Origin of the sequence: Nitrobacter vulgaris (genome assembly GCF_002028545.1) — a bacterium.
GTDB lineage: Bacteria > Pseudomonadota > Alphaproteobacteria > Rhizobiales > Xanthobacteraceae > Nitrobacter > Nitrobacter vulgaris.
In genome coordinates, this window is sequence record NZ_MWPQ01000049.1 from 156,903 (window position 1) to 179,124 (window position 22,222).

19 protein-coding genes are annotated in these 22,222 nt (G+C 62.1%); 14 read left to right on the forward strand and 5 right to left on the reverse strand.

Features of this window, described 5'->3' with window-relative positions; translation table 11 throughout:
- The first annotated feature begins 34 nt into the window (after window positions 1-34).
- Both B2M20_RS13575 and B2M20_RS13580 read left to right on the forward strand, forming a co-directional pair.
- On the forward strand, window positions 35-325 hold the full coding sequence (locus B2M20_RS13575) for a hypothetical protein (RefSeq protein ID WP_079447690.1): 291 nt from the start codon (window positions 35-37) through the stop codon (window positions 323-325).
- A gap of 165 nt (window positions 326-490) precedes the next feature.
- Entirely contained in the window at window positions 491-1,021 is a 531-nt protein-coding gene (locus B2M20_RS13580) for a DUF3617 domain-containing protein (protein WP_079447691.1), read from the forward strand.
- Between the two features lie 124 nt (window positions 1,022-1,145).
- Here the strand turns inward: B2M20_RS13580 and hisS are convergent, their stop codons facing one another.
- The 3 genes from hisS to B2M20_RS13595 all read right to left on the reverse strand — a co-directional run bounded on the left by hisS (window position 1,146) and on the right by B2M20_RS13595 (window position 4,959).
- The gene (gene hisS / locus B2M20_RS13585; RefSeq protein WP_079447558.1) at window positions 1,146-2,732 is read right to left on the reverse strand and encodes a histidine--tRNA ligase; all 1,587 of its coding nucleotides are present in this window, start codon (window positions 2,730-2,732) and stop codon (window positions 1,146-1,148) included.
- A 113-nt stretch (window positions 2,733-2,845) separates the two neighbouring features.
- Window positions 2,846-4,510, reverse strand: a complete 1,665-nt coding sequence (locus B2M20_RS13590) for a pilus assembly protein TadG-related protein (RefSeq protein ID WP_079447559.1) — start codon at window positions 4,508-4,510, stop codon at window positions 2,846-2,848.
- Between the two features lie 11 nt (window positions 4,511-4,521).
- The gene (locus B2M20_RS13595) at window positions 4,522-4,959 is read right to left on the reverse strand and encodes a TadE/TadG family type IV pilus assembly protein (protein WP_079447560.1); all 438 of its coding nucleotides are present in this window, start codon (window positions 4,957-4,959) and stop codon (window positions 4,522-4,524) included.
- A gap of 393 nt (window positions 4,960-5,352) precedes the next feature.
- On the opposite strand from B2M20_RS13595, the gene aptA reads away from it, so the two are divergent.
- The 3 genes from aptA (at window position 5,353) to B2M20_RS13610 (ending at window position 9,123) form a co-directional block, all read left to right on the forward strand.
- A complete protein-coding gene (aptA, locus tag B2M20_RS13600) occupies window positions 5,353-6,690 on the forward strand; it encodes an omega-aminotransferase AptA (protein ID WP_079447561.1) in 1,338 nt (445 codons plus the stop codon).
- A gap of 121 nt (window positions 6,691-6,811) precedes the next feature.
- On the forward strand, window positions 6,812-8,254 hold the full coding sequence (locus B2M20_RS13605) for an EAL domain-containing protein (protein ID WP_079447562.1): 1,443 nt from the start codon (window positions 6,812-6,814) through the stop codon (window positions 8,252-8,254).
- Window positions 8,255-8,268: 14 nt separating this feature from the next.
- Window positions 8,269-9,123, forward strand: a complete 855-nt coding sequence (locus B2M20_RS13610) for a TIGR01459 family HAD-type hydrolase (RefSeq protein ID WP_079447563.1) — start codon at window positions 8,269-8,271, stop codon at window positions 9,121-9,123.
- Window positions 9,124-9,192: 69 nt separating this feature from the next.
- Here the strand turns inward: B2M20_RS13610 and B2M20_RS13615 are convergent, their stop codons facing one another.
- On the reverse strand, window positions 9,193-9,588 hold the full coding sequence (locus B2M20_RS13615; RefSeq protein WP_079447564.1) for a response regulator: 396 nt from the start codon (window positions 9,586-9,588) through the stop codon (window positions 9,193-9,195).
- Between the two features lie 253 nt (window positions 9,589-9,841).
- Between B2M20_RS13615 and B2M20_RS13620 the strand changes: the two genes are divergently transcribed.
- The 9 genes from B2M20_RS13620 to mutL all read left to right on the forward strand — a co-directional run bounded on the left by B2M20_RS13620 (window position 9,842) and on the right by mutL (window position 21,604).
- Entirely contained in the window at window positions 9,842-10,825 is a 984-nt protein-coding gene (locus B2M20_RS13620; RefSeq protein ID WP_079447565.1) for a bifunctional riboflavin kinase/FAD synthetase, read from the forward strand.
- Between the two features lie 17 nt (window positions 10,826-10,842).
- A complete protein-coding gene (locus tag B2M20_RS13625) occupies window positions 10,843-11,379 on the forward strand; it encodes a sugar O-acetyltransferase (protein ID WP_079447566.1) in 537 nt (178 codons plus the stop codon).
- Between the two features lie 174 nt (window positions 11,380-11,553).
- On the forward strand, window positions 11,554-14,565 hold the full coding sequence (ileS, locus tag B2M20_RS13630; protein WP_079447567.1) for an isoleucine--tRNA ligase: 3,012 nt from the start codon (window positions 11,554-11,556) through the stop codon (window positions 14,563-14,565).
- The gene (gene lspA / locus B2M20_RS13635) at window positions 14,562-15,059 is read left to right on the forward strand and encodes a signal peptidase II (protein WP_079447568.1); all 498 of its coding nucleotides are present in this window, start codon (window positions 14,562-14,564) and stop codon (window positions 15,057-15,059) included. Before ileS ends, lspA begins: the two co-directional genes overlap by 4 nt.
- Window positions 15,060-15,136: 77 nt before the next feature.
- Complete coding sequence (locus B2M20_RS13640) at window positions 15,137-15,871, forward strand: hypothetical protein (protein ID WP_079447692.1); 735 nt, start codon at window positions 15,137-15,139, stop codon at window positions 15,869-15,871.
- Between the two features lie 461 nt (window positions 15,872-16,332).
- Window positions 16,333-17,727, forward strand: a complete 1,395-nt coding sequence (locus B2M20_RS13645; protein ID WP_079447569.1) for a M16 family metallopeptidase — start codon at window positions 16,333-16,335, stop codon at window positions 17,725-17,727.
- The gene (locus B2M20_RS13650) at window positions 17,724-19,118 is read left to right on the forward strand and encodes a M16 family metallopeptidase (RefSeq protein WP_079447570.1); all 1,395 of its coding nucleotides are present in this window, start codon (window positions 17,724-17,726) and stop codon (window positions 19,116-19,118) included. Before B2M20_RS13645 ends, B2M20_RS13650 begins: the two co-directional genes overlap by 4 nt.
- Before the next feature lie 79 nt (window positions 19,119-19,197).
- Complete coding sequence (gene arfB / locus B2M20_RS13655) at window positions 19,198-19,617, forward strand: alternative ribosome rescue aminoacyl-tRNA hydrolase ArfB (RefSeq protein ID WP_079447571.1); 420 nt, start codon at window positions 19,198-19,200, stop codon at window positions 19,615-19,617.
- 175 nt (window positions 19,618-19,792) lie between these two features.
- Entirely contained in the window at window positions 19,793-21,604 is a 1,812-nt protein-coding gene (mutL, locus tag B2M20_RS13660) for a DNA mismatch repair endonuclease MutL (RefSeq protein WP_079447572.1), read from the forward strand.
- Window positions 21,605-21,664: 60 nt separating this feature from the next.
- Here mutL and rsmD read toward each other — a convergent pair whose 3' ends face one another.
- A complete protein-coding gene (gene rsmD / locus B2M20_RS13665) occupies window positions 21,665-22,219 on the reverse strand; it encodes a 16S rRNA (guanine(966)-N(2))-methyltransferase RsmD (RefSeq protein ID WP_079447573.1) in 555 nt (184 codons plus the stop codon).
- Window positions 22,220-22,222: the final 3 nt, after the last annotated feature.

Here is a 22,222-nt window from a genome sequence, read left to right on the forward strand (position 1 = left end):
TTCTAAGGTTCGAGTCGCAACAATGGAGATGAGGATGAGATTGTTCGGAGCGGCTTTGCTGGCGGCGATGACCAGCACGCTGGTTTGCGGATCAGCATGGGCCGACTGGGTGCCTCCGCTCAAGGGCAACGACACCGGCGGTATTATCTCCTATTCGCTGGTGCATCAGGCAGATTTTCGCGTGATTGCGGTCGATCACTGTGCGCGCTACGGCAAAGTGGCGAAGTTCCTCGGCGTCCAGGCTTATCCCGGCGGCTATATCTCGTTCGCTTGCCGCTGGGTGCCCTATGGTCCGGATCAGCCTCCGCTGCGGACACGCTACTGAGCCTGCACCCTCGTGGAGTGAATTCGAGTTCGCTGCCAATTTTTTTACAGCAAACGCGGCAAGCGAAACTCCCATCAGAAACTTTTTAGTGTGGCTGTCCCCGGCTATTCAAAGGGGATACGAATGGCAGGTCCGCGCCACGACATTCCACCGACGGAGCTTGCGATGCGACGGTCTCTTCGGCTCTCGATTTCACTCCTGCCGCTACTTCTTCTCTCCGCCGCGCCTGCGCTGGCGGAGGTGCAACTGCCGCTGCGCAAGGCCGGGCTTTGGGACATCAAGCTGGACCACGAGGGCGGCAGAATGCCGGCAGTTGTGGTTCAGCAATGCACCAGCGAGGCCGTGGACCGTGAGTTCATGTCGGATTTTGCCCCCTCCGCCAAGCAGAACTGCTCCAAGACCGAGATCCAGAAAGCCGCAACCGGCTACGTCATGGATTCGGTCTGCACCATGGCCGGCACGACCGTGACATCGCACGCCGAAACCTCAGGCGATTTCAACTCCGCCTACACGGTGAACGTCACATCGCATAGCCAAGGCGGCAAGCTCGGAAGCCAAGACAACAAGGTCACCATAGCGGCGAAATGGGCCGGCCCTTGTAAGGAGGGCCAGAAACCCGGCGATGTCGTGATGCCCGGCGGCTTCAAGATGAACGTGCGCGACTTTGAAAAATACAAGTCGATGGTGCCGCATTAGAGCTTTGTCCGCTTCTGACAAAATCAGAAGCGCAGCTCTATGATTTTGATCGAACGCGCTGTCTTCACGCGAACGGTATCCACTTCGCTCGAAAACGCTCAAGCCTGCGCAGGCAAGACGATGGCTAATCCCACCTCACGCCGTGACGCGTGAGCAGTTTCCGTACTTCGACAACAAGATCGGTCTCGCTGACTTCAATCTGCGCCTCCGCCTGCTTCTTCAGATACTCAGTGCGGTCCTCGATCGAGGTCAGCCCCGCGCCCGCGATCAGATCCTTGATCTGCACCTTGCCGTTCGCTTTCTCATCGGTGCCCTGGATGATGGCGCACGGTGCGTTGCGCTTGTCGGCATATTTCATCTGCTGGCCGAGCGAATGCTTCGGATTGCCGAGATAAAGCTCCGCGCGAATGCAAGGCCCATCCGGCCTTGAAGGATCAATAGGAGAGTTGCGCAGCTCCGCGACCATTTTCTGGTAGCCCGCGATGTCGCCGCCGAACACGGTGACGACCACGGGGCCTGCTTGCGGCTTCGTGTCGAGCTTTCCGAGCATGGTCAGCGCCGCCTGCAACCGCGACACCCCGATGGAGAAACCTGTGGCGGGAACGGGCTCGCCGCGAAAGCGCGAGACTAATCCGTCATAACGCCCGCCGCCGCCAACCGAGCCGAAGCGCACCGGGCGACCCTTCTCGTCCTTGGTTTCGAGCAGAAGTTCAACTTCGTAGACAGGGCCGGTGTAATATTCGAGGCCGCGCACGACGGAGGGGTCGATGCGGATGCGATCCTCCCCGTAACCGCTTGAAATGACGAGTTCGGCGATATCGCCCAACTCTGAAAGAGCGGCATTCATTGTAGCAGCGCCCTTCATAGCGCGGAACTTCTTAGGAAGTTCGCCATCCATGTGCCTATGCCATGTATCGTCGGGGAGTCGATTCACGGTAATTTTGAACTTCAAGCACTGACGAATTGCTTCGATCTGATCTTCGTCGAGATTAGCACCCTTAGTGAAATCTCCGCTGTCATCCTTACGTCCCGAACCCAATAGTTTTTCGATTTCACTCCATTCAAACTTGTCAGCCTTATCGATCGCGCGCAGCACCGTCAGCCTTCGTCCCGCATTCTCATCGCCGCCGAGTCCAATGCTTTCCAGCACGCCATCGAGCACCTTGCGGTTGTTGACCTTCACCACGTATTGCCCGCGCGGGATGCCGAGCGCTTCCATCGTATCGGCGGCCATCATGCACATCTCGGCGTCGGCGGCACAGGCCGACGGACCGGACAAAGCCCCACCCACCGTATCGGCGTCGAACTGCATGAACTGCCGAAAGCGTCCCGGTCCCGGCTTCTCGTTGCGGTAGACATAGCCGGCGCGATAACTGCGATAGGGCAGCGCGAGGTTCTGGAAATTTTCCGCCACGTAACGAGCCAGCGGCGCGGTGAGATCGTAGCGCAAGCTGATCCACTGCTCGTCGTCGTCCTGGAACGAGAACACGCCCTCATTGGGTCGGTCCTGATCGGGCAAGAATTTGCCGAGCGCGTCGGTATATTCAAAAGCGGGCGTTTCGACCGGCTCGAAGCCGTAGCGCTCGTAGACCGCGCGGATTGTGTCGGTCATCGCGCGCGTGGCTGATATGGCCGCGGGACCGCGATCCTCCAGCCCGCGCGGCAGGCGGGCGCGAAGTTTCTGCGGTTTTTTCGGTTTCTTGTCGGACATGGCGCTCGCTGCTGTGTTTGTAGATTTCCGTCGTCTACAAAATCAGCGTCGGGTTACCAGCCGACGGGCAAGCGGGCAAGGCGAACTCGTTATCCCTCTCCCCTTGCGGGAGATCAATTCACTAGCACCGCGCCGTCGCAGCGGATGCTGGAGACCCAGACATCCGCCTGCCCGATGCCGACGCCGAGCGTCGCCAACACCTGCGCCAGCACCTGATCGATTGACGCCGTGGCGCCGCTGATGATGCCCGTCACGGTCGGCCCGAGACCGGGGACGGGCAGGCCCAGCGGCCCCACATTGATCTTGAGCGAGAGATCGCCGAGCAGGCTCGCGGTCAATGACGAGGTGAAATCGGTCGTGGTCACGGTCTTCTTCGTTTGCGCGGCAATGTCCACGTAGCTGAAGGACACCGGCGTCGGCGCGGTGTTGCCCATGCCGGCATGAGCGCGGCCTGTCACGGTGACTGCGCCGAGATTGACCAGAGTCGCCGCGCCCGGGTCCGGTTTGCTGGTGAAGTTGGTCATCTCGGCCGCCGACACGTTGCCGATCCAGGCGTCGACGATGCCGGGCGTGACGCCGAGCGTGACGCTGGAGGTGCTGATATCGGGACGGCCGCAGCTCACGGCGTTCAGCGTGGCCGTACCAGAGGCGACCTCGATATAGACCGGGAGATTGACGGCCGCGACCGGGCCGCTGCCAAGCAACTTGATCGATACCAGCACGCGGGTCTGCGCGGTGTGCACGCTCGCGCCTTCAGTCCCGACCGTCATCCAGCTTGTCCCTTGCGGGTGCTCGCCGATCGTCGCCATCACGGAGACGCTGGCGATGCCGGGTAGTCCGAGATTGACGGAGGCCGCGATCTGGTTGCTGCCATTGGCGATCGCACCGGTCGCCGAAAGCAGATCGAACGCCGAGACGCTGACGCCTGTTTTCGGTTTTGAGCCGACCGTCATCGCCGCATAAGGGCCGACGTCGATCAGCTTCCCCGGCACGATGGTGGTGGTTAGCCCGGCAAGCGCCAGCGAGACCTTCGACAGCGCCGTGGTCGCGGCATTCATGCCGTTCGCCGCCTGCTGCGCACTCAGCATCGCCGCCACGATGTCGCCGACCTTCACGTCGCCGGACAGCACGGAGTCGTAGGTGACGCCGGTCAGGTCGAGCCGCGTCGCCAGCGCATTGATGAAATCAAAGGCGTCGATGTGAGCGTCGATCAGCGACTGATAGTCCATCGCCGAAAGCGATAATGTCGTTCCCAACATCTGACCGAGAATCGCATTAAGCAGGCCGCCATTGAGCGAGACCAGCCGCGAGCCGATCGCGAACGAGGCAAGCGCGGTGCTCGCGGCCGTTGCCCTGCTGGTGATATCGAAGTGGCTGCTGCCGCCGGTGAACATGCGCGCGAAATAAAGCGGCGTCTCGGCACGCAGCGTGACCCGCGCCGCGTTGGGCGCGCCGGTCGCGGGGGTGACAAAGCGCGCCTGCGGCGCCAGCGCTGCGTTCGCGGTGAACGTGCCGAGTTCGATGGAAAGCAGCGCGTTCGCCGGATAGCCGTTGGCCATCACGGTGGCGGCGGCCGCGCTCGTGGCTTTGCCAAGGTTGCCGGCGGCGACAATGGCCGCAAGGTCGGCGGCGCTCTGCGCCTTACGGCGGTCGGCATAGATCGACCCGACATCCACGCCGAGCGCGGCGCAACCGAGCACCAGCACCATGCACCCGGCTCCCATGATCGCGAAATTGCCGCGCGTATCCGAAATGAAGCGCCGAAGCAGGTTCCGCATCGTGCGTCTCCTCAAAAGCCGCCGAACGGAATCGCCGCTGAGCGGATGATGGTCGAAGGCGGCGCCGGCACGAACGGCAACGTGTAAATGATGTTGTCGGAGGCGCCGTAGTTGACTGTGACGACGAAGACGTCGCTGCCGGAGGTTGCCGCGCTGACGGTGAGATGTCCGGGCTGCAACAGAGGATACGACCCGGCATTCGTCGTGACGTAGTTTTCGGCAAGGCTGATGCGCTCTGTCTCGCTCAAGCCCGCGACCGACGAACGCGCCGCTTCCGCGGCAAGTTGCTGCACGCCATGCACCATGGTGAGGTAGGCACCGAACACGACGATGCCGAACACCAGCACCAGGAACAGCGGCAGAAGCATCGCGAATTCGACCGCGGACGCGGCGCGGATGCAGCGGGCAAAGCGCGGAAGGCACAGGGCGTGGCGTGGCGAGTCTGTCATGCGACTTATTGAGCCACACAACTATTAAGTGTGTGTGAATATTATATCAATCAATAGTAGTATATTTCGACCGCAAAACGAGCGCGCGTCCGGCCACCGGACGACGCCGCAGATGTCCCGGCATTTTCAGCACGCGATCGATCACGCAAACTGCGTTTCGCAGGTGCGCAAAAAGTTCTAGGGTGGTTCAAGCTCAGACGTTCGGTTCATTTTCGCTGTAGGCAAGCAAATTTCTGAACCTGAACACGCTGGAATGGTTGAGTTGACTCCAGTCCTTTCGAATCCTGAGTTGGCACCGAAGGCGCCGCATAGTGAAGTGCCCACCAACGCTGATGTTGCGCGGCGGAGGTCCGACATCATCCGCAACGCGCTGAAAAAAATGAGGGATCCCCGATGTTAGACAAGAGCCTTGCCCTCAACGTGCCGAACGATCTTGCTGCGTTCTGGATGCCCTTCACCGCTAACCGCGCCTTCAAAAAAGCGCCGCGGCTGCTCGCCGGCGCCAAAGACATGCACTACATCACCACCGACGGCCGCAAAATCCTCGACGGTGCCGCCGGCATGTGGTGCTGCAACGCCGGTCACGGCCGTGCCGAGATCGCGGCGGCTATCGCCAGGCAGGCCGAGGCGCTGGATTTCGCGCCGCCGTTCCAGTTCGGCATTCCGCAGGCCTTTGAACTGGCAAGCCGCATCGCCGAGCTCGCGCCGGAGGGGCTCGATCACGTATTCTTCTGCAATTCCGGATCGGAGGCCGCGGACACCGCGTTGAAGCTCGCGCTGGCCTATCACCAGCTCAACGGTCAGGGGAACCGCATCCGCCTGATTGGCCGCGAGCGGGCCTATCATGGCGTCGGCTTCGGCGGCACTTCGGTCGGCGGCATCGTCAGTAACCGCAAAATGTTCGGCGCGCTGCTCACCGGTGTCGACCATCTGCAATCCACCTACAACCGCGACAAGCAGGCGTTCAGCAAAGGCGAACCGCAATGGGGCGCGGAACTTGCCGATGAGCTGGAGCGCCTCGTCAATCTGCACGGCGCCCAAACCATCGCCGCCGTGATCGTGGAGCCGATGGCCGGGTCGACGGGCGTGCTGCCCGCGCCGAAAGGCTACCTCAAGCGGCTGCGCGAGATCACGCAGAAGCACGGCATCCTCCTTATCTTCGACGAAGTCATCACCGGCTTCGGACGCCTCGGTTACGCCTTCGCCGCCGAGCGTTATGGCGTGCTCCCCGACATGATCACCTTTGCAAAGGGAGTGACGAACGGCGCGGCCCCGATGGGCGGCGTGCTGGTGCGCGACACCATCCACGACGCCTTCATGACCGGCCCGGCGAATGCCGTGGAGCTGTTCCACGGCTATACTTATTCGGCGCACCCGCTGGCCTGCGCCGCAGGGCTTGCCACGCTCGATATTTACCGCGACGAAAAGCTGTTCGAGCGTGCTCGCGGCCTGGAACCGAAGTTCGCGGACGCGATGATGAGTCTGCGCGACGAACCTAACGTGGTGGACATCCGCACCGTCGGCATCACGGCGGGCATCGAGCTCGCCCCCAACGAAAACGGGCCGGGCGACCGCGGCTTTGCGGCCCTGAGATCCGCCTTCCACGATTACGATCTGATGATGCGCGTCGCAGGCGACACGCTGGCACTTACCCCGCCGTTGATCGTCAGCGACGATCAGGTGGGCGAGATCGTCGAAAAGACCGCCAAGGTGATTCGCGCCGTCGCCTGAACCATCGGCCCGATTTTCGGCGGACAACTTCAGAAAGACCCATCCGCCGAATCAGCAATAATGGTAGTGCGGGGGACTGGAAGCGCCGCAGATCGCTCCACGCCGGAAGCATTTACGCCAGATGATTCGTATTTCCACGATTTTCATTGCTCTCTGCATGGTGCTGGTCTCCGCCTCGGTGGGTATCGTGCTCTACACGATTACGGGCCTGCGCGCGTCGGAGTCAGCCATCGTAGCGCTGACCGTCCTGGCATTCCTCATCCTCTACAATGCAGTGTCCATGCGGTTACGCGACGGCAACAACGCCGAAGGCCAGATCGCGGACCTGTCGCAGGGCGTCGCTGACCTTGCCCGCCAGATCTCCGATTTCGGGCGCCGCCTCGCGGCAGCCGAAAGCAAGATTGCCTCGGCGAATTCCGGTGGTTCGGACCGAGTTCAATCCGGCCTTCAATCCGCGCTTGGTGAAATCAACGAGCTGGGCGGACTGGTCAAGCAGCTCGCCGCCACGGTCGCCGCCCATGACGACATGCTGACCGACTTGCCATCAGCCGCTTCCGCGCCCGCATTCGAACCGGTGGCACCGGAGAGACCCGTCCACCGTGAGCCCCTCGCGAGGGCGATTGCACCGGCATTGCCTCGGACGGCCATCAATTCGGCACGGACTGACACCGACCTACAGATCCTGGCCATCCAAAACGCCATCGAGACCGGCAGCATCGATACCTTCCTGCAACCGATCGTTACGCTTCCGCAGCGCAAGATACGCTACTACGAAGCGATGACGCGGCTGCGCAATGCCCGTGGCGCATACCTCGCAGCCGGCGAGTTCATTCCAGCCGCCGAAGCTGTGGGCTTGATGGGGCAACTGGACAACACGATCTTGCTCCGCTGCATGCAAGTTCTGCAGCGGCTTCAATCGCGCAACAAGGAGGCCGGCCTGTTCTGCAACGTCGCCTTGGCGACGCTCGGAAACCCCACCACATTCGCGCAGTACCTCGACATTCTCGAAGCCAATCGTGCGTTGGCCTCCTCGCTGATTCTCGAATTCAAGCACGATACGCTGCGCGCTCTGGACATCACCGGAAGCAAACGCCTGGCCGCGATGACGCAGCTCGGCTACAGGTTCTCGGTCGACCATGTAGCGAACCTGCGAATTGAACCGCGCGAACTGGCCGACCGCGGCGTCCGCTTCATCAAGGTGCCCGCCTCGCTCTTGCTGGACCAGAAACAAACGTCGACCTCCGATATCCATCCGGCCGACATATCCGATCTGCTGGGACGCTTCGGCATCGACCTGATCGCAGAGCGGATCGAAGAAGAAGCGGCGGTCGTCGATTTGCTCGACTACAATGTTCGCTTTGGCCAGGGTTTCCTATTCGCCGCGCCGCGGCCGCTACGCCAGGATGCGGCGGAGGACACAGCTGACAAGGCAAAGTCGCGCGCCAACAGCGCAGCCAGACCGGGTGAAGTGGGAGCCGTGAAAACTGACGCGATCAAGCCCGAACGTTCGTCTCGCGTGACCGGCAACGCTGCCCTGGCACGTCGCGCTGGCGGCGCTGCCTGAAAGCATCCGACTGAATGACTGCCCTTCGTTTTATCGATCATCTGCGCGAGCCCGCCGCCGAAAGGGATGTCGTGCTCTGCGACGTCTGGGGCGTCGTCCACAACGGTGTCATGTCGTTTTCCGAGGCCTGCTCCGCGCTGAAAACCTTCCGCAGCCGGGGCGGCACCGTCATTTTTATCACCAATGCGCCGCGCCCGGCCGACGCAGTGCAGCGGCAGTTGCGCAAGTTCGGGGTTCCGGACGATGCTTACGATGGCATTGCTTCCTCCGGCGACCTGACGCGCAACTTCGTCGCAGAGCATCCGGCCAAGGCGATTTTCTGGCTGGGGCCTGAGCGCGACAGCGCGATCCACCAAGGCCTCGATCCGGTATTCGCGCCGATCGAGCACGCCGATTACATCGTCTGTACCGGCCCCTTCGACGACGAGACCGAAACCGCGGAGGACTATCGTGCCCTTATGATGCAGGCGCGCGAGCGCAAGCTGCCGCTGATTTGCGCCAATCCCGATATTGTCGTTCAAAGTGGCGACCGGTTGCTTTATTGCGCCGGCGCCATCGCAGAACTTTATCGCGAACTCGGTGGCGAGGTGGTCTTCTACGGCAAACCGCACCGGCCGATCTACGAGCGCGCCATGGCCTTGGCGCGAGAGCAGCGCGGCAAAGACACGCCGTTAAACCGGGTGCTGGCCATTGGCGATTCCGTACGCACCGACCTCATGGGCGCGCACGCCTTCGGCATCGACCTGCTGTTTCTGACGCGCGGCATCCATTCCGAGCAATTCGCCGGCATCGACCAGCTCGATCCGGCCTCGGTCAAGGAACTGTTCGGCCATCCGCCTCTGGCGCTGATGCGCGAGCTGAGATGGTAAACGAACAGGACGCGGCGAAGCCGCTGCGTCGCACGTATTCTGATCGCAAACCTGGGCTCGCCGGAAACGCTACGCCGGGACGTTGTCGGGAAATACCGCTTCGATCTTGTTCTTCAGCGTCGCGGCGTTGAACGGTTTGACGATGTAGTTGTTCACACCGGCCTTTTTGGCGGCGATGACGTTCTCGGTCTTGGACTCGGCCGTGATCATGATAAACGGCGTCATCGCAAGATTGGCATCGGCACGGACTTCCTTGAGCAGGTCGTAGCCGGTCATCGGCTCCATGTTCCAGTCGGAGATCACGAGACCGTACTTCTTGGTGCGCATCTTGTTCAGCGCCGCCGAACCATCGCTGGCGTCGTCGATATTCTCAAAACCAAGCTGCTTGAGCAGATTCCGGATGATGCGGATCATGGTGTTGTAATCATCCACCACCAGAACAGACATCGACAAATCAACCGCCATCTCGAGCCCCCTGCGTCAGATTTTCTATGTGCGCCGAAATCGCCAAAAGCCCGCTGAAGTGGGCCATCCTCGAAGCAAACACCGGTATTTTCCGCCGGTCACTCGCCTCGCGGGTAGTTTTGCATGATACCACCAGCCCTTAAACAGCGCGTTAACCGGCCGTCGAAAGGTGCCGCCGGACGCCAAGCCGACTTGACTTCGATCCGGCCGCAACGTCACGGTCCGCCACTGAAACCCTTCAATGAACGCGATAATGGCCTCGGGATTCACGATTATCCGCGATATCGCTCCCGCTGCCGCTATTCCTAAAGGAGGAGTGGTGGCAATAGGAAATTTCGATGGTGTACACCTCGGCCACCGCGCGGTCATCGCGGCCGCGTTCGAAATGGCCCGCTCCCGCGGAAAGCCTGCCTTCGCGGTGACCTTCGAGCCGCACCCGCGGAAGTTCTTCAGTCCGAATGCCTCGCAGTTTCGCCTGACCGACGAAACCAACAAGCTGCGGCTTTTGGCGGGCACAGGTCTCGACGGCGCCGTGGTCATGACCTTCGACGCCGCGCGGGCCGGCACGACAGCGCAAGATTTCATTCACCAAGATCTGATCGAACGCCTCGGAGTCAGCGGCATCGCCGTCGGATACGATTTCCGTTTCGGCAAGGGCCGGGTGGGATCGCCGAGCCTGCTTGTCAGCGAAGCCCCGCGCCTCGGGATCGAGGTGGACGTGCAGCCTCCTATCGACATCGACGAACGCGCGGTCTCGTCCAGCGCCGTCCGCATGGCGCTTGCGGAAGGCCGGATCGCGGACGCCACCACGATGCTCGGTGGGCCATGGTTCGTGACCGGCGAGGTGATCCACGGCGAGAAGCGAGGCCGCAGCCTCGGCTATCCCACCGCCAACATCCGCCTCGATCAGGATTGCGGCCTCAAGCATGGTATCTACGCCGTGCGCATCGGCCGCGGCAAGGGAAAGGATCACCACCGCTTGGACGGCGTCGCGAGCTTCGGCCGCCGGCCGACATTCGACAATGGCGCGCCACTGCTCGAGGTATTCGTGTTCGACTTCCAGGGCGACCTCTACGGGACCATGCTGGACGTCGCCTTCATCGGCTTCATCCGCGACGAACTGAAGTTTGATGGTGTCGAGGCGCTGGTTCATCAAATGGACGATGACGCCGCCCGTGCCAAAACCCAGCTCGCCGCCGCGCCTGATGTATTTCCGAAGCTGGGAGAGATCGGCTGAAGACCGAAAAGCAGAAGATGCTCGCGGGCGAACTGTATCGCCCCGGCGACCCGCAGATACAGGCCGAGCAAGGTGCGAACAGCGTATGGCTCGCGCGCTACAACGCGGCGATGGGGCTTCCGGAAGCCCAACGCTACGAACTGCTCACGCAGCACCTGGGCCGCGTCGGCGCAGGCGTCGTGATCCGGCCTCCGTTCTCCTGCGATTTCGGCTATAATATCTTTCTGGGCGACGGCGTATTTCTCAATTTCAACTGCGTTATCCTCGACGTGGTCCATGTTACGGTCGGTGACCGCACCCAGATCGGTCCAGCGACCCAGATCTATGCCGCCGACCATCCCCGTGACGCTCAGACAAGGCACGAAGGGCTCGAGTTCGGCAGGCCTGTTCGAATTGGCTCCGATGTCTGGATCGGCGGAGGCGCGATCATCCTTCCCGGCGTCGCTATCGGCGACGGGGCGGTGATAGGCGCGGGCAGCGTGGTGACGCGGGATGTCGCAGCAGGCGTCACGGTGGCGGGAAATCCTGCGCGTCGCCTCCGGAGCGGAAGTTGAATCACGACCCAGCGCTTTGCCATTCCCTCGGCTGACTGCTATGGACAGTCCCATGTTTGCGCGGCGCACCATTATAAGCATTAGCAGCCCGGCTTTCGCCTGAGCTTCGCTCGGCGCAAGACCGGGACCACCCCACTTTCCGCGCCATTCAGCCAAAGCCAGAAGCCTAGCCATATGTCCGACAAGTCGCAGAAATCCGCCGCGAAAGCCGACGCCCCCGATTACGCCAAAACCCTCTTTTTGCCGCAGACGGAATTTCCGATGCGCGCGGGGTTGCCGCAGCGCGAACCGGAAATCCTGAAGCGCTGGAAAGACATCGATCTTTACGGACAGCTCCGCAAGACCGCGAAGGACCGCGCGAAATTCGTGCTGCACGATGGCCCGCCCTATGCCAATGGCAACATCCATATCGGCCACGCGCTCAATAAGATCCTGAAGGACGTGGTGACCCGAAGCCAGCAGATGCTGGGGTATGATTCCAACTACGTGCCGGGATGGGACTGCCACGGCCTGCCGATCGAATGGAAGATCGAGGAGGAGAACTACCGCTCCAAGGGCAAGACGAAGCCGAACTTCAAGGACCCCGCAGCGATGGTGGCGTTTCGCAAGGAATGCCGTGCCTATGCGGAGAACTGGCTGAATGTGCAGCGCGAACAGTTCAAGCGTCTCGGCATTATCGGCGACTGGGATCATCCCTACGCCACCATGACCTATCCGGCCGAGGCGCAGATCGCGCGCGAACTGATGAAGTTCGCCGCTAATGGCACACTCTATCGCGGCTCCAAGCCGGTGATGTGGAGCGTGGTGGAGAAAACGGCGCTGGCGGAAGCCGAGGTCGAGTATGAGGACCACACCAGCGATACGGTGTGGGTGAAGTTTCCGGTGACCTCGCCGGCGCACGGCGCGCTGGCGCAGGCGAGCGTGGTGATCTGGACCACGACGCCGTGGACGCTACCGGGCAACCGCGCCATCAGCTTCTCGAACAAGATCGCCTATGGTCTTTACAAGGTCACCGATGCACCTGCCGACAACTGGGCGAAGGCCGGTGATCTTCTAATCCTCGCGGATAAACTTGCCGAGGACGTGTTCAAACAGGCGCGCGTTACCGCCTTCGAGAAGATTCGCGACATTCCCGCCGACACGTTAGATGCGGTGGAGTGCGCGCATCCGCTGAAAAGCTTTTCCGGCGGCTACGAATTCATCGTGCCGCTGCTGGAAGGCGATCACGTCACCGACGACACCGGCACCGGCTTCGTCCACACCGCGCCTAGCCACGGTCGTGAGGATTTCGACATCTGGACTCACAACGCGCGCGAGCTTGAGGCGCGCGGAATCATTTCGACAATTCCTTATACCGTCGACGAGAACGGCGCGCTGACCGCGCAGGCCCCGGGCTTCGAAGGTAAACGCGTCATCGACGACAAGGGCAACAAGGGCGACGCCAACGAAGCGGTCATCAAGGCGCTGGTCGAACGCGGCATGCTGCTCGCCCGTGGCCGTTTGAAACATCAATATCCGCATTCGTGGCGCTCGAAGAAGCCGGTGATCTTCCGCAACACGCCGCAGTGGTTCATCGCAATGGATCGGGACATCGCTGATGACGGCAAGGCGAAGCCCGGCGACACGTTGCGCGCCCGCGCATTGCAAGCAATCAGCGTCACCCAATGGGTACCGCCAGCCGGGCAGAACCGCATCACCGGCATGATCGCCAACCGCCCAGATTGGGTGATCTCGCGCCAGCGCGCCTGGGGCGTGCCGATCGCGGTGTTCGTGCGCGAGACGGGCGATGGCTCCGCCGAAATCCTGATCGACGACGCCGTCAACCAGCGCATCACCGACGCCTTCGAAACGGAAGGCGCGGATGCCTGGTACGCCGATGGCGCGCGAGAGCGTTTTCTGGGATCGCGCTCCAACGAGGACTGGCGCAAGGTCGACGACATTCTCGACGTCTGGTTCGACTCCGGCTCGACGCACGCTTTCGTGCTGGAAGACCCCCTGCACTTCCCCGGCCTCAAAGACATCAAACGCAAGGCCGACGGCGGCCAGGATACCGTGATGTATCTGGAAGGCAGCGACCAGCATCGCGGCTGGTTTCACTCATCGCTCTTGGAAAGCTGCGGCACCCGCGGCCGCGCGCCTTACGATGTGGTGCTAACCCACGGCTTCACGCTCGACGAGAACGGCCGGAAGATGTCGAAGTCTCTCGGCAACACCGTCGATCCTCAGAAAGTCATCAAGGACTCGGGCGCCGACATCCTGCGGCTGTGGGTCTGCGCAACGGATTATGCCGACGATCAGCGCATCGGTCCGGAAATTCTCAAGAACACCATTGAGACCTATCGCAAGCTGCGCAACACCATTCGCTGGATGCTCGGCACGCTGCATCATTTCAATCGCGGCGAGGCCGTTGCGATCTCCGACATGCCCGAACTCGAGCGCTTGATGCTGCACCAACTTGCAGAACAGAGCGCGGTGGTGCGCAAGGCCTATGCGGAATTCGACTACAAGACGGTGGTCGCAAGTCTCGCGGCTTTCATGAACACCGAACTGTCGGCGTTCTATTTCGATATCCGAAAGGATACGCTTTACTGCGAACCGCCGTCGTCGACGGCGCGCAAGGCCGCGCTGACCGTGATCGACAAACTTTGCGATTCAATCCTGAAATGGCTGGCCCCGGTGCTCTCGTTCACGACCGAAGAGGCGTGGCGGCTCTATCGGCCGGATGCAGAACCGTCGGTGCATCTGACGCTGTTCCCGGAGAGCTTCGACAACTTTCGCGACGACGCCCTGGCTGTGAAATGGGAGACCATCCGCGCGGTGCGCAGCGTCGTCACCGGCGCGCTGGAGCTTGAGCGTGCCGCCAAGCGGATCGGCTCCTCGCTCGAAGCCTCGCCGATTGTCTATGTCGCCGACCGCGCGATGCTTGGCGTGTTGTTCGACGTCGATCTTGCAGAGGTCTGCATCACTTCAAATTTTGAAGTGCGCGAGGGTAACGCCCCGGCCGACGCGTTCCGTTTGCCGAGCGTCCCTGGCGTGGCCGTGGTGATCGAGAAAGCTGCCGGGGCCAAGTGCGCCCGATCGTGGAAGATCCTGCCGACCGTCGGCAGCGACAGGGAGTATCCCGACGTATCGCCACGCGACGCGCAGGCGCTGCGGGAATGGAAGGCGCTGGGAGTAACTGTGTGACGCCGGCAGTTCGCTCCGGCATCATTGCGGCCATCGCGGCGCTGATTGCGGATCAGGCGTCCAAGCTCTGGCTTCTGTTTGCGTTTGATATCGGCCGCCGTGGCGCCGTCAGCGTCACGCCGTTCTTCGACCTCGTGCTGGCCTGGAACACCGGCATCAGCTATGGCTGGTTCCAAACTGAAAGTCCGACGGCTGCCGCTATTCTGCTCGCGATCAAGGCTGTCGCAGTAGTCCTGCTGGCGGTCTGGATGGCGCGGTCGCATACCCGCACGGCGACAATTGGCCTCGGCCTTATTATCGGCGGAGCTATCGGCAACGCCATCGACCGGTTCGCCTATGGCGCGGTGGTGGATTTCGCCCTGTTTCACGTCCAGATCGCAGGTAAAACCTATAACTGGTACGTATTCAACCTTGCTGATGTGGCGATCGTTGTCGGGGTGATAGCCCTGTTGTATGATTCTTTCCTCGGGACTTCCGCCGCAAAAGCGCCCTGATCACGGACGATAGGGCTTACTCGGGGTGATAGCGGCTTTTGCTGCGATCCGCTGAAAAGCTGAACAGGATGAACGTGATGCGCAACACCGAACGAAACGGTTGGGACGTGCTCGGGGCCACGGCAACACTGCTGCGCGGCGTTCGTCTGGCCGCGGTCGCCACGGGCGTTGCCGTCGTGCTGTCGGCGGGCATGGCCCGTGCCCAGGACGATGAAAACGCCAGCTTCGAAGACAAAATCATCACGAAAATCATGCACGGCCTCGGCGCCACCAATATGGAAAACTCAAGCATCGAGTATCGTGAGCGGTCGCCGCTGGTGATTCCACCCAGCACCGAATTGCCGCAGCCCGGCTCGGGCGTGGCTGAAGCCAGGGACCCGAACTGGCCCAAGGACCCCGACGTTGAGCGTCGCAAGGAGGCGGCCGCCGCCAAGAAAGACCGCAAGCCATCGCCTTGGCAAGGCGGACAATCGGAAGGCGGACATTCGATTCTGCCGAGCAAGCTCGCGACGAATGGTTCGGCGGTCACCGCCACACAACAGGCTGAGACGCGTCACTTGGGCACGGCGGATAATGTGAATCCATCACTCAGCCCCACGCAACTTGGCTTCGCGAGCAAGTTCAGCAATCTATTCGGCGGCAACAAAACGGAGACTGCCCCGTTCACGGGCGAGCCTGATCGTGAAAAACTGACGCAACCGCCGGCGGGCTATCAGACTCCATCGCCGAACTTCGCTTACGGCACCGGACCCAAGGAAGCTCTCGGCAACACCTATATCGACGTCAACAGCGGCAAAGAACGGACTTACTAACCGACCGCGGCGGGAAGCGGATCACGCGACCAGACGGCCCACGTCTTCCTGCCGGATCGCAGAACATGATGCAGGCAGTCTTCGGCGTTAGGCAGGAGCGGACGACACTCCACCGGAATAACCACATTCGCTGCCGTAGTCCGATCCCGACATCGTCCGATCCTGACATTGCATTTCGTTTAAGCGAGCCTTGCCTTCTTACGAATGTCAGAATCGAAGGACCGCTAGTAATGCACGTCGCCCGTGGAGTTTGAATCGATATCGCGTCCAAGACGCGCGGCTCGCGGGGCGCGAATGTCAATTTCCCTCCCACCAAAGCGTCCCTTTTGATGGGATCTGAAGCGATATCCCCGTTTTCGATTTGACGTGTTTCCCCATGCCAACCATATGCACTTCGTAAAACGCTCCAGCAAAGGATTGACGATAACGTGATCTCTCAGACAAATCGCCGGAGATGCGCCATGATGGCAGCGCGACGAGCGGCCATCCCCGCTTTCGCGGCACTGGCGGTGTGCCTTGCGGTCCTTCTGGCCGTGCCAGCAGCAATGGCGCAGACCGTCACCTCCCAACCTCCCATCACGTTTACCCTGGCCAACGGGCTCGCGGTCGTCATCATTCCCGATCACCGGACGCCGGTGGTCACTCAGATGATCTGGTACAAGGTCGGGTCGGCGGACGAAACGCCCGGTAAATCCGGACTCGCACATTTCCTCGAGCATCTGATGTTCAAGGGCACCGCCAAATATCCGGCCGGCGAGTTTTCCCAGACCGTGCTGCGCGTTGGCGGCGAGGAGAATGCTTTCACCAACTTCGATTACACCGGCTACTATCAGCGCGTAACCCGCGATCAACTCGCGACCATGATGGCGTTCGAGGCCGACCGCATGACCGGCCTGGTGCTGAAGGATGAAAACGTGCTGCCTGAGCGCGACGTCGTGCTCGAGGAATACAACATGCGCGTCGCTAACAATCCGGACGCGCGGCTCACCGAACAGATCATGGCCGCGCTGTATCTCAACCATCCGTATGGCCGCCCCGTGATCGGCTGGCGTCATGAAATCGAGAAGCTCACCCGCGAGGATGCGCTTGCCTTTTACAAACGATTTTATGCCCCGAACAATGCAACGCTGGTGATCGCGGGCGACGTGGACGCGCAGAAGATTCGTCCTGAAATCGAAAAGACGTTTGGCCATGTGCCGCCGCAGCCCGCTATTCCGAGCGCTCGTATCCGCCCGCAGGAGCCGCTGCCGGTCGCGCCGCGGACGGTCACGCTTGCGGACACTCGCGTCGAGCAGCCGATGCTGCGGCGGTATTACCTCGTGCCCTCCGTGACCACCGCTGCGGCGGGAGAAAGTCCCGCGCTGGATGTGCTTGCGCAATTGATCGGCGACGGTAGCAACGCCTATCTCTACCGCGCGCTCGTTGTCGACAAACAGCTGGCCGTCGCCACCAACGCGACCTACCAGGGCACCGCGCTCGATCCGGGTCAGTTCTCGATCGCGGTGGCGCCGAAACCGGGCACCGGTTTTGCTGAGGTCGAGCAGGCCATCGATGCCGTGATCGCAAATCTCATCAAAAACCCGATCCCCGCGGAGGACCTCGAGCGCGTCAAGACTCAGTTGATCGCGCAGGCCGTCTACGCTCAGGACAGTCAAACGACACTGGCACGCTGGTACGGCACGGGCATAACCATCGGATTGAGCGTCGACGAGATCAGGAACTGGCCGGACCGCATCCGTGCGGTGACCGCCGCGCAGGTTCGGGACGTCGCGCAGAAGTGGCTGGTAAAAACGCGCTCGGTCACCGGTTACCTCATCAAGGACTCGACGCCGGCGCACGAGGAGAAACGATCGTGAGACGCCCCCGGACAAGAGCGGGGCGCAGCCTGCTCGTCACCGTATGTTTCGCATTGATCTGCTTTGCTGCTGGTCCCTCGTTCGCCGGGACGAAAATCCAGCATCTGGTGACGCCGGGAGGTATCGAGGCCTGGTTCGTTCAGGACGCCACCGTACCTCTGGTGGCAATGGAATATGCGTTCTCTGGCGGCTCGGCGCAGGACCCGCCCGACAAGCCGGGCGTCGGCCACATGGTTGCCAGCCTGCTCGACGAGGGCGCCGGGGATCTCCCCTCCAAGACCTTTCGTGAACAGCTCGATCGCCGCGCCATCGAGCTCAGCTTTACGATCCAGCGCGACGAGCTCCGCGGCTCATTGCGAATGCTCAAGGAACACAGTGGCGAAGCATTTGGCCTGCTGCGGCTCGCTTTAACCTCGCCGCGCTTTGACGCTGATGACGTCGAGCGCATCGGTGCGCAGGTTCTGTCCCACCTGCGCCACAACTCAACCAATCCGAATGCACTTGCCGGCCTCAACTTTTCCAAGCTCGCATTCGGCGGTCATCCCTACGGTCATCCCTCGCACGGTACGCTCGAAAGCATTCCAACGATCAAGACCGACGATCTCAGAAATTACGTGCGGCGGGTGCTGGCGAGAGACAAGCTGAAGATCGCGGTGGTGGGCGACATCGAGCCGGCGACTCTTGCAAAGATGCTGGATCAAACTTTCGGAGGTCTACCGGCGAAGGGCGATCTCACACCCGTTCCTGACATCCTCGCCGCAAAGCCGCCGCAAAGTGCATTCGTTCCGCTCGACGTACCGCAAACCGTGGTCATGTTCGGAGGCCCCGGCGTCAAGCGTGACGACCCCGATTTCATGGCAGCCTACATTGATAACCACATTCTCGGCGGCGGCTCGCTGTCGTCGCGGCTGTATCGCGAGGTGCGCGAAAAGCGCGGCCTCGCCTATTCCATCTCGGAATCTCTTTTGTGGATGGACCATTCAGCGCTGTTCGCGGGCACCACCGGGACCCGCGCGGACCGCGCCGGCGAGAGCATCGAGGCCGTTAATAAGGAAATCCAGCGCTTTGCCGACAACGGACCGACGCCGAAGGAGCTCGACGAAGCCAAATCCTATCTGAAAGGATCGCAGATGCTGGAGCTCGATACCTCTTCGAAGCTCGCTACGGGTCTGTTGCAATATCAGACGGATAATCTGCCGATCGACTACATTGAGAAGCGCAATTCCATCGTCGATGCCGTCACCCTCGACCAGGCGAGAGCAGTCGCGAAGAGGCTGTGGGGACAGGGGCTTCTCACCGTGATCGTGGGACGCTCACCTCAGACGGAAGCGCAACCCGCAGCGGCGCAGCCGACTGCAGCTCAGCCCGCGCCTCAACCTGCCGCGCATTGACGGCGCAGGCAGGCAACAAACGAGGTATGGTGCCGCTGCCTGATTCCTGCCGTCGGACAGGCGAATCCAGGTGAGTGCCATGCTGCGGATCACCCGCAATATCGCCATCGACGAAAACGACGTTGAGATCAGCTTCATTCGCGCTTCTGGCCCTGGCGGCCAAAACGTCAACAAGCTCTCGACTGCGGCGCAGTTGCGCTACGACACTCGCCGCTTGGCGCTCGACCCAGACATCGCCGCGCGGCTCGTCCGGCTCGCCGGGCAGCGTCTGACCAAGGATGGCGTGATCGTGATCCATGCCCAACGCTTTCGGACCCAGGAACGAAACCGCGCGGACGCCACCGACCGCCTGATCGAATTGCTGCGCGAGGCTGCGATTCGGCCGACCCCGCGCCGCGCTACCAAGCCGACTCTCGGCTCGAAGCAACGCCGGCTTGAGAGCAAGAAGCGCCGCGGCGATGTGAAGGCGAGACGTGGACGGACGTCTTCCGAGGACTAATCTCGCGCAGACGTGCCGCCGATCCCATGGGGCGAGAAGCGAAGCATCGCGCGTTGCACGCGACCGCCGCGCTCCGAACGCAGACCCTAAATCAACCCGGGACATCCGGATTTGCCCCCATGCAATCGGCGCGGCGAACGCCTAAACTCGCCCGCAGCCAGAACCGAGCCGCACCATGCCCGTCCGCCAGCTTCCCGAGACTGTCGTCAACCGCATCGCCGCAGGCGAAGTGGTCGAGCGTCCGGCTAGCGTCGTCAAGGAGCTGGTTGAGAACGCGATTGACGCCGGCGCGGCCCGCATCGACGTCTTCACCGACGGCGGCGGGAAGCGACGGATCGGCGTCACCGACGACGGCGCTGGCATGGCGAAGGGCGACCTCGCGCTGGCGGTCAATCGCCATGCCACCTCGAAACTGGAAGACGAGGATTTGCTGCGCATCCATACGCTGGGCTTTCGTGGCGAGGCGCTGCCGTCAATCGGAGCGGTAGCCAGGCTCTGCATCACCACACGCGACGCCCGCGAGCCGCATGCGTGGTCGCTCACCGTCGAAGGTGGACGAAAATCCGCGATCACGCCGGCCGCACTGACGCAAGGCACGCGCGTTGAAGTCGCCGATCTCTTTTATGCCACACCCGCGCGGCTTAAATTCCTCAAGACCGATCGGACGGAAGCCGAGGCGATCCGCGAGGTGGTGCGGCGGCTGGCAATGGCGCGGCCTGATATCGGTTTTACCCTCGCAGGCGAAGGGCGTGCGCCAGCGACCTGGACGGCGGCGCTGCCGGGAGCGGCGGGACGGTTGACGCGACTAGGCGACATTCTCGGCGGAGACTTCCGTTCCGCTGCCATCGCGGTGCGCGCCGAACGCGAGCGCGTAATCGTCGAGGGGTTCGCTGCCGCGCCGTCGCTGACCCGCGCGAATGCGCTCGGCCAGTATCTGTTCGTCAACGGCCGTCCGGTGCGTGACAAGCTGATTCTGGGCGCGGTGCGCGCGGCCTATTCCGATTACCTGCCGCGCGACCGTCATCCGGTGGTGGCGTTGTTTGTCACAACGGACCCGCAAGAGGTCGACGCCAATGTCCATCCCGCGAAGACGGAAGTGCGATTCCGAAATGCCGGACTGGTGCGCGCGCTGATCGTGCATGCGCTGAAGGAAGGTCTGGCGCGCGAAGGACGGCGCACGGCCGCGAACAGCGACGGCGCGGTACTCACGGCTTTTCGTCCCGCGACGTCCCCGCGCCCTGCCGATTGGGATTGGCGGCGATCGCCTGCCTCGCCTGCCGGAGCGCGGCCATGGATGGGCGGACCGCCTGCGACCGCCTTCGCCGAGGCTGGCCAAACCGCGTTTGATGTGGGCGCGCCCAGCGCGGACGTGCGCTTTGACGCTCATCTTCCGATGGATCTGATCGATCGGCCGCTCGGCGCGGCGCGCACCCAGATTCACGAAACTTATATCGTGTCGCAAACCCGCGACGGCCTGATCGTCGTGGACCAGCATGCCGCGCACGAACGCATCGTTTACGAGCGGCTGAAGGCAGCGCTGGAGCGGGACGGCGTGCAGCGACAGATCCTTCTCATTCCCGATATCATCGAACTGGATGAGGCGACCGTCGAAAAGCTTACCGACCGTGCAACTGAGCTGAAAAAATTCGGGCTCGCCATCGAGTCCTTCGGACCCGGCGCGGTTGCCGTGCGCGAGACGCCGTCGCTGCTCGGCAAGACCAATGCGGCCGCGTTGCTGCGCGATCTCGCCGAACACATGGCGGAATGGGATGAGACGCTTCCACTTGAACGGCGGCTGATGCATGTCGCGGCCACGATGGCCTGTCACGGTTCGGTGCGCGCTGGACGAATCCTCAAGCCGGAAGAAATGAACGCGCTGCTGCGCGAGATGGAGGCCACGCCAAATTCAGGTCAGTGCAACCACGGCCGCCCGACCTATGTGGAGCTGAAGCTCGCCGATATCGAGAAGCTTTTCGGGCGGCGATAAGAATATAGCGATGCGGCGGGCGGACTGCACACTCAACCAAGCCTGCGCTTCGGGCAACAGTCATGTGCTCCGCAGGAACACGAACTCGGTGTCGTCATAGGCGCGCCGCTCGAGTTGCTCAAATCCCTCTGGCGCGGCGAAGCCCGCGGCCTTGGCCTCCTCGACAACGAGCAGCGCCTTGTCGGTCAGCCAGCCTCCATCGCGCAACGAGACGAGCGCCTTGTCGGCAAGCTGCATCCTGTACGGGGGATCGAGAAACACCAGCGAGAACGGTGTGAGGGGATGCGCAGGCCCGAGATTGGTCGCATCGCGGCGATAGACCTTCGTCACGCCACCGAGCCCGAGCGCCTCGACGTTGTTGCGGAGCAGCGCGCGCGCCTCGGCGCCGTTATCGACGAACAGCGTGAACTTCGCTCCTCGCGACGCCGCTTCGATGCCGATCGCACCGGTGCCCGCAAACAGATCAAGCACGCGCGCATCCGCGACCGGATCGTCATAGGCATGAACGAGGATGTTGAACAGCGACTCACGCAGCCGATCGGCCGTTGGCCGGATCTGTTGTGTTGATGGCGATGCGAGATTGCGGCCTTTCAGCCGCCCGCCGACGACGCGCATCGA

Excerpts from the sequence above, each read along its gene's own strand:
- B2M20_RS13620 (WP_079447565.1), top strand. The coding sequence starts at position 9,842 with ATGGCCTCGGGATTCACGATTATCCGCGATATCGCTCCCGCTGCCGCT.
- B2M20_RS13590 (WP_079447559.1), bottom strand. The coding sequence starts at position 4,510 with ATGCGGAACCTGCTTCGGCGCTTCATTTCGGATACGCGCGGCAATTTC.
- B2M20_RS13575 (WP_079447690.1), top strand. The coding sequence starts at position 35 with ATGAGATTGTTCGGAGCGGCTTTGCTGGCGGCGATGACCAGCACGCTG.
- B2M20_RS13615 (WP_079447564.1), bottom strand. The coding sequence starts at position 9,588 with ATGGCGGTTGATTTGTCGATGTCTGTTCTGGTGGTGGATGATTACAAC.
- ileS (WP_079447567.1), top strand. The coding sequence starts at position 11,554 with ATGTCCGACAAGTCGCAGAAATCCGCCGCGAAAGCCGACGCCCCCGAT.
- rsmD (WP_079447573.1), bottom strand. The coding sequence starts at position 22,219 with ATGCGCGTCGTCGGCGGGCGGCTGAAAGGCCGCAATCTCGCATCGCCA.
- B2M20_RS13610 (WP_079447563.1), top strand. The coding sequence starts at position 8,269 with ATGACTGCCCTTCGTTTTATCGATCATCTGCGCGAGCCCGCCGCCGAA.
- B2M20_RS13625 (WP_079447566.1), top strand. The coding sequence starts at position 10,843 with ATGCTCGCGGGCGAACTGTATCGCCCCGGCGACCCGCAGATACAGGCC.
- hisS (WP_079447558.1), bottom strand. The coding sequence starts at position 2,732 with ATGTCCGACAAGAAACCGAAAAAACCGCAGAAACTTCGCGCCCGCCTG.
- B2M20_RS13640 (WP_079447692.1), top strand. The coding sequence starts at position 15,137 with ATGCGCAACACCGAACGAAACGGTTGGGACGTGCTCGGGGCCACGGCA.
- arfB (WP_079447571.1), top strand. The coding sequence starts at position 19,198 with ATGCTGCGGATCACCCGCAATATCGCCATCGACGAAAACGACGTTGAG.
- mutL (WP_079447572.1), top strand. The coding sequence starts at position 19,793 with ATGCCCGTCCGCCAGCTTCCCGAGACTGTCGTCAACCGCATCGCCGCA.
- B2M20_RS13645 (WP_079447569.1), top strand. The coding sequence starts at position 16,333 with ATGATGGCAGCGCGACGAGCGGCCATCCCCGCTTTCGCGGCACTGGCG.
- aptA (WP_079447561.1), top strand. The coding sequence starts at position 5,353 with ATGTTAGACAAGAGCCTTGCCCTCAACGTGCCGAACGATCTTGCTGCG.
- B2M20_RS13605 (WP_079447562.1), top strand. The coding sequence starts at position 6,812 with ATGATTCGTATTTCCACGATTTTCATTGCTCTCTGCATGGTGCTGGTC.
- B2M20_RS13595 (WP_079447560.1), bottom strand. The coding sequence starts at position 4,959 with ATGACAGACTCGCCACGCCACGCCCTGTGCCTTCCGCGCTTTGCCCGC.
- B2M20_RS13580 (WP_079447691.1), top strand. The coding sequence starts at position 491 with ATGCGACGGTCTCTTCGGCTCTCGATTTCACTCCTGCCGCTACTTCTT.